Below are 11,837 nucleotides of genomic sequence, written 5' to 3' on the forward strand. Positions count from 1 at the left end.
TCGACCCCACCCGCCTGCACCCACGCACCCGCCGCGCCTACCTCCACCTCGCCGCCCACGTCACCGAAGGCATCCACCCCACCAACACCTGACCACGAACAGCACCGGGCCCGGGCCACCGGGGCGAACGTATGCTCGGACGATGGAGCCGTTCCGCCACCCCGACAGCCCGTTGGCCGCCGCGTTCCCGGCCGAGTTCGCCGGTGACGCCCGCAGGGTCCTGGAGGTCATGCCGAACGTGCGGCTGCGCCCCTCCGAGCCCTTCGCGGTGGTGGTGCGTGGGGAGACGCTCTCGATCCCGGGCCGGATCCACCACGACGAGGTGCCCCGGGACCGGGTCGCCCACCTGTCGCCGCGTCAGCGGCAGCTCCTGCACTGCTTGTACTCGAGGCACCACGACGGCCGGGTCCGCCAGCTCCACCTGGCGCGGATCGTCGGCTCCTGCGACGACTGGGTCGTCCCGTTCGTCGTCCAGCTGGCCGGTGAGTACGTCGTGGAGATCCTGACCGACATCCGCGACGCACTCCGCGGCCTCGACGACCCCGGGAGCCGGCTCCGGCGCGCCTACGGGGAGTTCATCATGGCCAACCCGGCCTACTTCGACCGGACCCAGCGGCGCGTCGTGAGCTACTGGAGCTGCTACTACCGCGGCGCATACGCGAGCTTCCGGGGCTACCCGGGAAGCACCCTCCTCGATGCGTTGCGCTGCGCCGCCGCGGACAGCGCCGGACGCCCCTGGCCCGGCCTCGCCCCGAAGGGCGCGACCCGGCTGGACGGCTACTGCTGAGGGCGAGCCGACCCGGTGCGGCCGGGGTGGTGCCGGGTCAGGCCTGCCATCGGCCCGGGCGCCAGGCACGGCGGCGGGCGGTGGTGCACAGCAGGGCCAGGCCCACGGTGAGGGTGACGGTGGACAGGACAGCGACGGCCACCGCAGCGGCCCGGCGGGGTGCCACCCCGATGACACTCCGTCCCCAGCTCGCCCAGCCTACGGCGCACCAACCCCCACACCCCGCAACCCCACCACCACGCAATCACCCGACGGCGCGGTCGGCGAGCGCGCGCAGTTCGTCTGCGTAGGTGGTCCAGACGTCGCGGGCGAGGAAGTGGCCGACGCCGGGCACCAGGCGCAGGCGGGCACCGGGAACCGCCGCAGCGATCGCGCGCGCGGACGCCACCCGTAGGAGCGGGTCGCGTTCGCCGTGCAACACCAAGGTCGGTGCAGTGATCTCGCCGAGCCGCCCGCCGTGCCACTTCGCGCCGATCTGCCGGCTCTGCGCCTTTGCGTCACGGAAGCTCGCGACCTCGTGCGCCGCCTCCTTCTCCACGAACTCGCGCACATCCCGCTCCTCGACGGGCCGGCCGGGCGCGGCCAGGATGCGGGCGACGGCCACGGCCAGGTCCAGGTTGCCCTGCGGGGTCTCGGGGTAGTGGAGCCGGGCGAATCGGGGCAGGCATGCCAGGCGCAGGTAGCGCAGGACGCTCAGGCCTTTCCCGTCGCTGGGGACGGCGGCGGAGGTGGTCAGGCTCAGTACGCGCTGCGGGTGGCGGATCGCGATGCGCTGTGCGACGAGCCCGCCCATGGAGTGGCCGAAGAGGTGGGCGCCCTTCCAGCCGAGGGCGTCGAGGACGGCGATGGCGTCGTCGGTGAGGTCCTCGACGCCGTAGGCGGGGGCTTCTCGCTGCAGCAGGGCCTTGATCGGCGGGCCGACGCGCCGGTCGGGGAGGCGGGTGGATTCGCCGGCGTCGCGCTGGTCGTAGGCCACGACGTGGAAACCGCGGCCGACCAGTTCGGCCACCAGGCCGTCCGGCCACCAGAACCGCGTGGCCCCCAGTCCCATGATGAGCAGCAGCGGGTCGCCGCCCTCACCGCCCAGGTCCTCGAAGGCGATCCGGATCTCACCGTTGTGGGCGAAGAGTGTCATCGCATCCCTCCCATTCGCATACACTGTTCGCGAACACCGTATGCGATAGGTAGGCTGGTGACAACGCAGGAGGTGGCAGTGGCAGGACAGCAGGAGCCGGTGATCTGGATGCGGCCGGAGCAGGCGGCGGTCGGACGCCCGGCCGAACGCAGCCGCGCCGAGATCACCGCGGCCGCGGTGGAACTGGCCGACCGTGAGGGCCCGGAGGCCGTCTCCATGCGCCGCGTCGCATCCGCCCTGGGCACCGGCGCCGCCTCGCTCTACCGCTACGTGGCCACCCGCGACGACCTGCTCGACCTGATGACCGACAGCACCGCGAGCGACTACGACCTGCCCGCCCCCACCGGCGACTGGCAGGCCGACCTGCTCGCCGTCGCCCGTCAGGCCCGGCAGATCATGCGCCGCCACCCCTGGCTGCCCGCCATGGTCATGAGCCGCCCCACCCTCGGCCCCCACGGGATCGACCTCCTGGAGCACGTGCTCGACGTGCTCGCCGACCACCCGGCCGCCCACGCCCGCAAAATCGAGGCCTTCGCCCTCCTCAGCGGCCTGACCGCGCTGTTCGTCCAGAACGAAACGGCTGCCGCGGACACCGGCGCCACGCGCCGCACCGCCGCCTACCTCCACCACGTCGCCGCTGCGGGAAGCCACCCCCGCATCACCGCCCTGCTCGCCGCCTCCCCGCCCGACGATCCTCGCGACCGGTTCGACGCCGTACTCCTCCACGCCCTGACCGGCGTCCTGGGCTGACTCCCCCGCAGCTGAACACACAGCTGATCACTCCGGCTACCCTCACCCCATGGAACCGGAGCATCCCCTCCTTCGCGATGTCTTCCCCGGCCTCGTCGACGAGCTGAGTGCCCTCCTGGAGAGTGAGGGAGAAGATGGCCTGGCCGTCAGCGTCAGGGATGTTCGGCTGGTCGGCGAGTGTGGCTGTGGTGACGACTTCTGCCAGAGCATCCGCACGGCGGAGCATCCGCGGGGGCAGCCGTACGGTCCCGGCCATCGGTGTGTGCCGCTCCTGCCTTCGAAAGGCATGCTGGTCCTGGACGTCGTGGACGACCGGATCATGTACATCGAGGTGCTCGATCGCCCGCCCATGCGCCGCCTGAACGTGGAGCGGTGACGTTCCGGTGGGGTGCCTGGCGCGGTGCCCAGCCCACCAGGTGACAGGGTCCGGGTGACAAGATCCGGGTGACGGGCGCGCCACCGGCGTCCCCGTCCGCGTGACAGGGTTCGGACGACGAGGCAGCACGGTCCGCACGAGCCGGGTAGGTGGTCGCGGGATGGTTGCGGTACAACAATCCCTATTTGACGACTGATCGGAGAACCCTGAGATGAGCAGGTCAGGCCTGTCCCGCCGCGCCCTGATCGCCGGTGCCGGCGCCGCCGTCGTCGGGTGGAGCACCACTGCCCATGCCTGGGCCACCGCTCCCGACGCGGACGTCGCCGAACTGCCCGCCCTGGACGGGGCGGTGACGCTGCAGCAGGGCGACGGTCTGGAGCGGTTCTCCACCGACTTCGGGCACCTGGTCACCCGCGCGCCCCGCGCGGTGCTGCGCCCCGGCTCGGTGCGCGACGTGCAGAAGGTGGTCGCCTTCGCCCGGCGCCATCGTGTCCCGGTGGCCGTCAACGGGCAGAGCGGGGACGCGGCCGCGCAGGGGACGGCCTCCCTGGAGTCGCACTCCAACTACGGCCAGGCCAACCCGCTCGGCGGCATCGCGATCGACGCCCGCGGCCTGAACCGGGTCATCTCGATACGGCCCGGTGAGGCCGTCGTGGAGACCGGCGCCACCTGGGCGCAACTGGTCGATGCGGGCCTGGCCAAGGGCTGGGTGCCGCCCGTGCTGACGGACTACCTCCACCTGTCGGTGGGCGGGACGCTCAGCGTCGGCGGCATCGGCGGGGCGGTGCAGCACCACGGCCTGCAGACGGACACGGTGCGCGAACTCCAGGTGGTCACCGGCACCGGTGAGCTGGTGACCGCCTCGCGCGGGCGCAACCGGGAGTTGTTCGAGGCGGTGCTGGCCGGCGGCGGGCAGGCGGGGATCATCGTCCGGGCGACGCTGGCGCTGATGCCCGCCCCGGCGCGGTCCACCGTCTTCACCCTGGCCTACGACGACCTGGACGCCTACCTGGCCGACCAGCAGAAAGTGCTCGCCGACGGGCGTTTCGACCTCCAGGTCGGCAACGTCGTGCGCAGCGCGGACGGACAGCGCTGGCGCTACACCGCCGAGTTGGTGGCGTACGGGCCGGCGGACCGGCCGGTGGACCGCCAGGCGCTGCTGGCGGGCCTGAACCCGGTGGCGGGCGAGACGACCGTGGTGGAGCAGGGCTGGCGCGAGTACGCGTTCCGGGTCGACGCCTTCGCGGGGTACCTGCGCTCGGCCGGTTTCTGGGGGCTGCCGAAGCCGTGGCTGAGCCTGTTCCTGCCCGCCGCCACGGCAGGGGTGTTCATGCGGGAGGCCGCCGAGCAGTTGACGGCCGCCGACCTGGGGGCGGGGCTGCTGCTGTTCTACCCGTACGCGCGGGCGAAGGTGGCGACGCCGCTGGCCGTCCTGCCCGATGCCCCCGTCGGCTGGCACTTCGACCTGCTCGCCTTCCCCGCGCCGGGCGCCGACACCGCCGCCATGCTGGAGCGCAACCGGCGCCTGTACGAGCGGGCCGTGCAGCTCGGCGGCAAGCGCTACCTCATCGGCGCGGTACCCGGCATGAGCGGCGCCGACTGGCAGGCACACTACGGAGGGCTGTGGGAGCGGGTGACGCGGGCCAAGCGGCGCTTCGACCCGGCGGGGATCCTGACCCCGGGCCAGGGCATCCACACCACCTGACCCCGCGCACCCGGGGCCCGCATCACCGGGCGCGGGCCCCGGGGCGGTCAGGCGTGGTCGCGGGCCGCCTGGGCGAGGGCGCCGAGCGCGAACTGCCTGGCGGGCGGGCCGGGTTGGGTGAGGAAGTCGAGCAGGAGGCGGTTGACGAGGTCGGGCTTCTCCAGCGGGGCGGTGTGGGAAGTGCCGGGCAGGACTGCGAGTTGGCCGTGGGGGGCGGTTCCGGCCACGGCGGCGCTGTGGCAGATGCGCACGCCGTCGTCGTCGCCCTGCATCACCAGCAGGGGCATGGGCAGGTCGGCCAGGGCAGCGAAGCCGATGTCGGGTTCCTCCCGCCACATGGCCAGCCACTTGGCGAAGACCACGGGGAAGTGGGCCGGGCCGTCCGGGGACAGCGGCTCGTACTGGGGGCGGAGCATGGCCTCCAGAGGCGCGGTGTCGTCGAGGATCGCGGCGTCGGCGTCGGTGGAACCCGCACGGCTGACACCACCGCTGATGAGGACCAGGGAACGGACCAGATCGGCACGGCGCAGCGCCGTCCGCAGGGCGACGGTCGCGCCCGCACTCCAGCCGACCAGGTGGACGGGGCCGGTGCCGAGGGTCTCCAGGAGGGCGATGAGGTCACCGGCCATCAGGTCGCTGGTGACGGGGCCCTCGACGTCGGGGGTGCGGCCGTGGCCGCGGCGTTCGGGGGCGTGGACGCGGAAGTGCGCGGCAAGGGCCGGGATCTGGCCCCACCAGCTGTCGGCGGTCACCCCTCCCCCGTGCAGCAGGACGACGGGGTCACCCTCGCCCTGGATCTCGCACCAGGTGCGATGTCCACCGACGTTCACGTACTCACCCATGCCACGCCTCCATGTCTGCTCGCCCGAAACCCGAAAGCCCGAAGCCCGAGAGCCCGGAAGGCCCGAAGCCACTTGAGCATCGCTCAGGTCGATCATAGGCAGATGACCTGAGCTAAGCTCAAGTCCCCCTGCCCCCAAGCTTTCCCGCCGGAAGGAGCCCGCCGACACCATGGCGCTGCACCGCAATGACGTCATCGCCGCCGCACTGGACCTGCTCGACGAGGTCGGGCTCGAGCGACTGACCACCCGGGCACTGACCGAACGCCTGGGCGTGGCCCCCGGGGCGCTGTACTGGCACGTCCGCAGCAAGCAGGAGCTCCTGACGGCCATGGCGGACACCGTCGTGGCCCCGGCCTTCTCCGCACCCGTGACGGGCAAAGGCGAGGGTGCGGAGGCGGAGGCGGAGACGAAGCCGGGCAGTTGGGCGGAGCACACCGAGGCGTTCGCGCACCGGCTGCGCCGGGCACTGCTGGGACGCCGCGACGGCGCGCGGCTGGTGTCGGGACACCTCGTCCCCGGAACGGCGACGCTCAGGTCCGTGGAGGACGGCCTGGCCCTGATGAGCGCACAGGGACTCACACCGGCCCAAGCAGCAGTGCTGGGGCACGCGGTGACCAGCTACGTCATCGGATTCGTCCTCCAGGAGCAACAGGAGCCCGCCCCCACCGGCGAGGCCGCCGGCCCGGACCCGGCGCACTTCCCGCTCCTCGTGCAGTGGCAGACCGAACACCCCGGCCCCGACGCCACGTTCGCCGCGGGCCTCACGCTGCTGACCACGGGCCTGGCCTCCCAACTCGCCTGAGGAACACCGAGGACACCACCCGTTCGGGCGGTCGGCGCGCGGTTCGTGTTGCAGAGGTGTTGCAGCGGGCGTGGCGGGACCCCGTCCCGTAGTAGCGTCTGCCATGAAGTCGCGCACCGTGCGCGGCGGTTGACGGGGGTTCGACTCGGAACGGGGGCCAGGCGTGGGAAGGGGTGGTGGGTGTGGGACGGGCACGCGTGACGGCGCGAGTGATCGTGCACCCCGGTGTGGAGGACGTCAACGTCCAGCAGGTGTTGGAGGCCCTCGCCGACCCGGCGAGGCGCAAAGTGGTGCACACCCTCGCCCACTCGGGCGCTGACCTGAGCTGCGGCTCCTTCGACCTACCCATCGGACGCTCCACCTCCAGCCACCACTTCTCCGTCCTGCGCGCGGCCGGAGTGGTACGGCAGTACTACGTCGGCACCACCAAGATGAACACCCTCCGCACCGAGGAACTCGAACAACGCTTCCCCGGCCTCCTGACCGCAGTCATCGCGGCCGCCGACACCGAAGCCCACCGCACGCCCCACCCACCAAGCCCCTAGTGACCAGCGGCTCCGCCGCCAGGCCGTTCGTACGGGGCAAGGGCGTCTGCACGGGTGCGCGGGGCGGGGCGTAGGGTGGTCGACCATGACCGAGGACGACGTCCAGGGGTGGGCCGGAACGCGCCGGTGGGTCGAGGGCACGCTGGCGCCCGGTGAGCGGATCGCCGGCGTGCGGGCGCTCAAGGGCGGGTGGACCTCGCAGATGCGCCGCCTGGACATCGAATCCGTCAACAGCGACAGCAGCGACGACGGCAACCACGACAACAGCGGTAACGGCGACAACGGCCGGGACGGCAGCGGGCGTTACTCGCTGGTGCTGCGCTCCTTCGTCAAGCCCTTCTACGTCCGCCACGCCCCGGGCATGCTGGAGCGCGAGGCCGACGTGCTGCGCCTGCTGGCCGCCCGCGACATCCCGGCGGCCCGGCTGCGCGCGGTGGACGCCCGGGGCGAGCACGGCGAGCACCCGTCGCTGCTGATGACCCACCTGGACGGCGGGGTGCGGGTGCAGGAGGACGGGGACGTGGCGCGGCGGGTGGAGTTGCTGGCCCGGCAGCTGGCCGCCGTGCACACCGTCGAGGTCGACGAGGAGCAGCGGCCGCGGGCCTGGCAGGCCTGGACCTCCCCCGAACGCGTGCAGGTGCCGCCCGCCACCGAGCGACCGGAACTGTGGGAGCGCGCGGTGACGCTGATCGGCCGCCCGGCCCCCGAGCACCGAGGTGCCTTCCTGCACCGCGACTTCCACCCGGGCAACGTGCTGTTCGACGGTACGGGGGCGGAACTCGCGGTCAGCGGAGTCGTCGACTGGGTGGAGACCTCCTGGGGCCCCACCGACCTGGACGTCGCCCACTGCTCGACGGCGCTGGCCCTGCTGCACGGCGTGGAGACGGGCCTGGCCTTCGCCGACGCCTACGAGCGGGCCGGCGGCACGCTCACCGCCACCGGGGAGGACCACCTGTACTGGCGGCTGCTGGACGCGCTGGCCTTCGCGCCGGACGCGGAGAAGGTCGCCGTGCCCTGGCGCGAACTGGGCCGCACCGACCTGAGCACCCAGCTGCTGTCCGCCCGCCTGGAGGAGTACGTGGCGGCCCTGTTCGAGCGCTACGCGTAGTCGGCCCCCGCCCCGGGCACCCTCCCCTCGACCCGGCGAGCACCGGTGGCCACCGCAAGGCCACCCGACAGCGCAGGGCAGGGCAGCCCAGGGGCGGGGCAGGGAGGAACCGGCGAATGGCAGTGGAGATCGTCTACGAGACGCACGCCACGACCACCGACAACGAAGCGGGCATCGCCACCGGCCACCTGCCCGGGCGCCTGGGCCCGCTGGGCCGGCGCCAGGCCGCCGAGCTGGGCGAGCGGCGCCGGGGCGAGGCGCTGGCGGCGGTGTTCAGCTCCGACCTGCACCGCGCGGTGGCCACCGCGCGCATCGCCTTCCCCGGCGGCCACCCGCCCCTGCACCAGGACCCCCGACTGCGCGAGTGCGACTACGGCACCCTCAACGGCGCCCCGGCCGCCCTGGTCGCGGCGCTGCGCCCGTACTGCGCCGACCACCCGTACCCCGGTGGGCAGAGCCACCGCCAGGTCCTCGCCGCCACCGGGGCCTTCCTGGCCGACCTCGCCGCGGGGTTCGACGGACGGCGCGTCCTGCTGATCGCACACTCGGCCAACCGCTGGGCGCTGGACTGCATGCTGGCCGGCGCCCGCCTGGAGGACGTCCTGCGCGAACCGCCGCCCTGGCTGGTACTACAGCCTGCCCGCGCCCTGGCCCTGGCCGCCGCCCGCCTGAACCCCGCTGCGGGACGGGGCCCGCTCCGCGGCCGGGGCCGAGACCACGGCCCGGCCCGGGACGCCCGCCGGCGGGGTGGGTGGGCCGACGCGACGGCGGGCGCAGACGGCGGCGAGGGCGAGGGCCGCCAGGGCCGCGCCGGCCAGGGGCAGGTGGCGGGGACCGGCGACCGTGACGGTGGCGCCGGCCAGGGCGGTGCCCAGGGTGATGCCGAGGTTGGAGAAGGAGATGAACAGGCTGTTGCCGAACTCCGGTGCCCGGGCGGCGTCGCGGGCCAGCCAGCCCTGGGCGACGGCCAGTCCCCCGGAGTGGACGGCGCCCCACAGCAGGACGCCCGCGACCATCGCGGCCGGATGGGTGCCGAGCGCGTACAGCAGCGCGTACAGGCCGACGTACAGCAGCGGGTAGGCGGTGACGGTGCGGGTCAGGTCGCGTTCCAGCAGGCGCCCGAAGCCGATGCCGGTGACGGTCATGACGGCGCCGAAGGCCATCAGGGCGGCGCCGGTGAGGGAGGGGGCGAGGCCGGTGACGCTCTCCAGGTACTCGGCGAAGAAGCCGTAGCCGGCGAACATCGCCGCGAAGATCAGGGTCACGGCCGCCACCGCGAGCCACAGTCGGGCGCTGCGCAGGATGCCGAGCTGTCCGGCGGTCGAGACGTGCTGCTCCCGGGGCAGGCGGGGGAAGAGGACCAGCAGGCCGGCGGCGGCGAGCAGGTTGACCGCGGCGGCGCTCCAGAACGCGGCGGCCAGGCCGAGGTGGTCGGCGAGGTAGGCGGTCAGCGGGACCCCGAAGGCGAAGCCGGCGCTGACGCCCGCGAAGACGACGCTCACCGCCCGTCCCTCCCGGCCGGGGCGGGCCAGCCGGGTGGCGGCGGTCAGCGCCAGGGCGAAGAACACCGGGTGCACCAGGGCCGGCAGGACGCGGAAGGCGAGCATCACCGGGAAGGAGTCGGTGAGCGCGTACACGGCGTTGGACACCGCGAACAGCACCGGCACCGCCACCAGCACCGCCTTACGCGGCAGCCGGGAAGCCGCCAGGGTGGCCGGCGGCCCGGCCAGGGCCACGGTCAGCGCGAAGACGCCGACCAGCCAGCCCGCGGTGGCCGGAGCCACGTGCAGGTGCTGCGACAAGCGCGGCAGCACCCCGACCACCCCCATCTCGGTGGTGATCACTCCGAACACCCCGACCGCCAGGGCCCCCACCGCCAGCGCCGCGCGCGGACCTCGTACACCGTCCATCAACAGCCTCCCTCTCACGTCCACGGGCCGTCCACGGGCCGGATCGCCATCCGAATCCGCAACGACAAATCTAGATAGTTAGATGAATCAGGGCCGAAGAAGAGGGGCGCCCACCCAAGGGCACCCCTCATCGACGTCACAGCACCACGGCACCCCGGCACCCCCGCACCACGAACCCGGTCGAGCGGCACCCGGCCGGGCACGACCTCAGAGCTCGTCGCGCACGTACGCGGCGAAGGCCGCGATCGTCTCCTCGTCACGCCGGTAGAACGTCCACTTGCCGACCCGCTCGGACACCAACAGCCCGGCGTCACGCAGGATCTGCAGATACCCGGAGACCACCGACTGGGCCAGGCCCGAACGCTCGCGGATGTCGGTCACGCACACCCCGACGTGGAAGCCCACCCCGCGCTCGCGGTAGTACGCCTCGTCCCAGTACCGCTCGGGCGTCTTGAGCCAGCGCAGGAAATCCGCACGCGCCGGGTTGGCGAGCGCCTTGTGCACGGCCAGCGGATCCACCACGCACGCTCCTTCCCCGACCACGGACACCCTCGACACCAGGACGCATCTAATATTCTCGATACGATCAACCGTGTCAAGCCGCCCCCGCCCCGCCCGGCGACCGCCGAACTCCCGCCATGCACATGCCTTCGTGCGCCGGGCGGTGCGCCCTGACCGGGGCGCCGCGCACCGCTGATCTTGGATGCGTTGCCGGTCACACGCGCGAGGAGCGGTCGAGTGCCCCAGGATGCCGAGTTCTTCATGCCCTACCCCCGCCGGTCGCACCCGGACACGCCCGCCGCCCTGGAACGCAACATCCAGTGGGCCCGGCAGTTCGGGCTGCTGCCCACCGACAGCGCCGTGGCGCTGTACGCCGCCAGCGGGGTCGCGGAGTTCGGCACGGACTTCTGCACCGAACCCGGGGACGACGTCGACCTGCTGACCAACGGGATGGCCTTCCACTTCATCTTCGACGACTTCTTCGACACCCCGTCCGGACAGCCCGCCGACGCCGCGGTCGCCGCGGCGCTGGAGATGGCCGACCTCCTCGGCCGCCCCGCCCTGTCGCCCCGCCCGCCGACCACGCGGATCGGCGCCGCCTTCGCGCGGCTCTGGGCGGACATGACCGAGGGGCGGTCGGCCGAGTGGAGCCGCCGTGCGGCCAGGAGCTGGCTGGACTACCTGTACGCGAACCTCACCGAGGAGGCCAACCGGCGCACCGGCGAAGTCCCCACCGTCGACGAACACTTGGAGGTACGGCGACACTCGATCGCGGTGCGGCCGACCCTCCATCTGCTGGAGGCGGCCGGTCGTTTCGAGGTGCCGTCGCTGGCCTGGCACAGCGGGCGGCTCACCACCGCCCGCCGGCACACCGTCGATCACGTGGTCCTCGTCAACGAGGTCACGGGCCTGGAGAAGGACGAGGCCCGCGGCGAACCCAACCTCGTCCAGTTCGTCATGGCGGAACAGGGCCGCTCCCGTGACTCGGCGATCCGCTACGTCATCGCGACGGCCGACGAGCACCTGCGGGCGTTCCTGGACCTGCACCAGGGCACTGCGGGGTTCTGCGACCGGCTGGGCCTGTCCGGCGGCGGTCGTGAAGCGGTGCACCGCCACGTCGACAACCTCCGCGACATGATCGCCGGGAACTACTACGTCCACACCTCCGTAGGGCGGTACGGCCCGGCCGCCTCCGCCCGCATCGGGCCCGACGCACCAGGCCTGCTCGGCCAGGACGGCATCACGCCCTCGTAGCGGCCCCCACCCGAGCCGGAGCACCTGGCGGGAGGGTGTCCGCTCCTCGGTCACCCCGCGTCGGGCGCGGGGTGCGGGCAGTAGGATCGACGGCGTTGTCTGTCGTACACCGCTGGTAGGAG

General features: G+C 73.1%; 13 protein-coding genes and 1 pseudogene. 9 read left to right on the plus strand and 5 right to left on the minus strand.

Translation table 11 applies throughout. The annotated features are described in order from the left end of the window. Positions 1-142: 142 nt before the first annotated feature. Positions 143-787 carry a hypothetical protein gene (locus ACFWXO_RS43325; RefSeq protein WP_380532239.1) on the plus strand — a complete coding sequence of 215 codons (645 nt, stop codon included), beginning with the start codon at positions 143-145 and terminating at the stop codon, positions 785-787. 37 nt (positions 788-824) lie between these two features. On the opposite strand, the gene ACFWXO_RS43330 is transcribed toward ACFWXO_RS43325, so the two are convergent. Together ACFWXO_RS43330 and ACFWXO_RS43335 are read right to left on the minus strand one after the other, a co-directional pair. Continuing rightward, on the minus strand, positions 825-953 hold the full coding sequence (locus ACFWXO_RS43330; protein ID WP_380532242.1) for a hypothetical protein: 129 nt from the start codon (positions 951-953) through the stop codon (positions 825-827). 78 nt (positions 954-1,031) lie between these two features. Beyond that, the gene (locus tag ACFWXO_RS43335) at positions 1,032-1,922 is read right to left on the minus strand and encodes an alpha/beta fold hydrolase (RefSeq protein WP_380532245.1); all 891 of its coding nucleotides are present in this window, start codon (positions 1,920-1,922) and stop codon (positions 1,032-1,034) included. 78 nt (positions 1,923-2,000) lie between these two features. Here ACFWXO_RS43335 and ACFWXO_RS43340 point away from each other — a divergent pair, with 78 nt between their 5' ends. The 3 genes from ACFWXO_RS43340 (at position 2,001) to ACFWXO_RS43350 (ending at position 4,753) form a co-directional block, all read left to right on the plus strand. Then, positions 2,001-2,672: a TetR/AcrR family transcriptional regulator gene (locus ACFWXO_RS43340; protein WP_380532248.1), complete on the plus strand. Its 672-nt coding sequence runs from the start codon at positions 2,001-2,003 to the stop codon at positions 2,670-2,672. 49 nt (positions 2,673-2,721) lie between these two features. Continuing rightward, positions 2,722-3,048 carry a hypothetical protein gene (locus ACFWXO_RS43345; protein ID WP_380532251.1) on the plus strand — a complete coding sequence of 109 codons (327 nt, stop codon included), beginning with the start codon at positions 2,722-2,724 and terminating at the stop codon, positions 3,046-3,048. Positions 3,049-3,259: 211 nt separating this feature from the next. Further along, on the plus strand, positions 3,260-4,753 hold the full coding sequence (locus ACFWXO_RS43350; RefSeq protein WP_380532254.1) for an FAD-binding protein: 1,494 nt from the start codon (positions 3,260-3,262) through the stop codon (positions 4,751-4,753). A gap of 47 nt (positions 4,754-4,800) precedes the next feature. Here ACFWXO_RS43350 and ACFWXO_RS43355 read toward each other — a convergent pair whose 3' ends face one another. Beyond that, positions 4,801-5,595, minus strand: a complete 795-nt coding sequence (locus ACFWXO_RS43355; RefSeq protein WP_380532257.1) for an alpha/beta fold hydrolase — start codon at positions 5,593-5,595, stop codon at positions 4,801-4,803. A gap of 169 nt (positions 5,596-5,764) precedes the next feature. On the opposite strand from ACFWXO_RS43355, the gene ACFWXO_RS43360 reads away from it, so the two are divergent. From ACFWXO_RS43360 to ACFWXO_RS43375, 4 genes and pseudogenes are all read left to right on the plus strand, one after another. Further along, complete coding sequence (locus ACFWXO_RS43360) at positions 5,765-6,397, plus strand: TetR/AcrR family transcriptional regulator C-terminal domain-containing protein (protein WP_380532260.1); 633 nt, start codon at positions 5,765-5,767, stop codon at positions 6,395-6,397. A 197-nt stretch (positions 6,398-6,594) separates the two neighbouring features. Next, entirely contained in the window at positions 6,595-6,942 is a 348-nt protein-coding gene (locus tag ACFWXO_RS43365; protein ID WP_380532263.1) for an ArsR/SmtB family transcription factor, read from the plus strand. An 85-nt stretch (positions 6,943-7,027) separates the two neighbouring features. Then, entirely contained in the window at positions 7,028-8,050 is a 1,023-nt protein-coding gene (locus tag ACFWXO_RS43370) for a phosphotransferase family protein (protein ID WP_380532266.1), read from the plus strand. 116 nt (positions 8,051-8,166) lie between these two features. Beyond that, a pseudogene (locus ACFWXO_RS43375) lies at positions 8,167-8,640 on the plus strand (histidine phosphatase family protein); the annotation flags it as partial. A 39-nt stretch (positions 8,641-8,679) separates the two neighbouring features. Here ACFWXO_RS43375 and ACFWXO_RS43380 read toward each other — a convergent pair. Both ACFWXO_RS43380 and ACFWXO_RS43385 read right to left on the minus strand, forming a co-directional pair. After that, positions 8,680-9,960: an MFS transporter gene (locus ACFWXO_RS43380; RefSeq protein WP_380532269.1), complete on the minus strand. Its 1,281-nt coding sequence runs from the start codon at positions 9,958-9,960 to the stop codon at positions 8,680-8,682. 207 nt (positions 9,961-10,167) lie between these two features. After that, positions 10,168-10,482, minus strand: coding sequence for an ArsR/SmtB family transcription factor (locus ACFWXO_RS43385; protein WP_380532272.1), 315 nt, complete (start codon positions 10,480-10,482; stop codon positions 10,168-10,170). 216 nt (positions 10,483-10,698) lie between these two features. Between ACFWXO_RS43385 and ACFWXO_RS43390 the strand changes: the two genes are divergently transcribed. Next, on the plus strand, positions 10,699-11,715 hold the full coding sequence (locus ACFWXO_RS43390) for a hypothetical protein (protein ID WP_380532275.1): 1,017 nt from the start codon (positions 10,699-10,701) through the stop codon (positions 11,713-11,715). Positions 11,716-11,837 lie beyond the last annotated feature (122 nt).

Origin of the sequence: Kitasatospora sp. NPDC059088 (assembly GCF_042738155.1) — a bacterium.
Lineage (GTDB): Bacteria > Actinomycetota > Actinomycetes > Streptomycetales > Streptomycetaceae > Kitasatospora.

Excerpts from the sequence above, each read along its gene's own strand:
- ACFWXO_RS43355 (WP_380532257.1), bottom strand. The coding sequence starts at position 5,595 with ATGGGTGAGTACGTGAACGTCGGTGGACATCGCACCTGGTGCGAGATC.
- ACFWXO_RS43335 (WP_380532245.1), bottom strand. The coding sequence starts at position 1,922 with ATGACACTCTTCGCCCACAACGGTGAGATCCGGATCGCCTTCGAGGAC.
- ACFWXO_RS43350 (WP_380532254.1), top strand. The coding sequence starts at position 3,260 with ATGAGCAGGTCAGGCCTGTCCCGCCGCGCCCTGATCGCCGGTGCCGGC.
- ACFWXO_RS43325 (WP_380532239.1), top strand. The coding sequence starts at position 143 with ATGGAGCCGTTCCGCCACCCCGACAGCCCGTTGGCCGCCGCGTTCCCG.
- ACFWXO_RS43370 (WP_380532266.1), top strand. The coding sequence starts at position 7,028 with ATGACCGAGGACGACGTCCAGGGGTGGGCCGGAACGCGCCGGTGGGTC.
- ACFWXO_RS43345 (WP_380532251.1), top strand. The coding sequence starts at position 2,722 with ATGGAACCGGAGCATCCCCTCCTTCGCGATGTCTTCCCCGGCCTCGTC.
- ACFWXO_RS43380 (WP_380532269.1), bottom strand. The coding sequence starts at position 9,960 with ATGGACGGTGTACGAGGTCCGCGCGCGGCGCTGGCGGTGGGGGCCCTG.
- ACFWXO_RS43360 (WP_380532260.1), top strand. The coding sequence starts at position 5,765 with ATGGCGCTGCACCGCAATGACGTCATCGCCGCCGCACTGGACCTGCTC.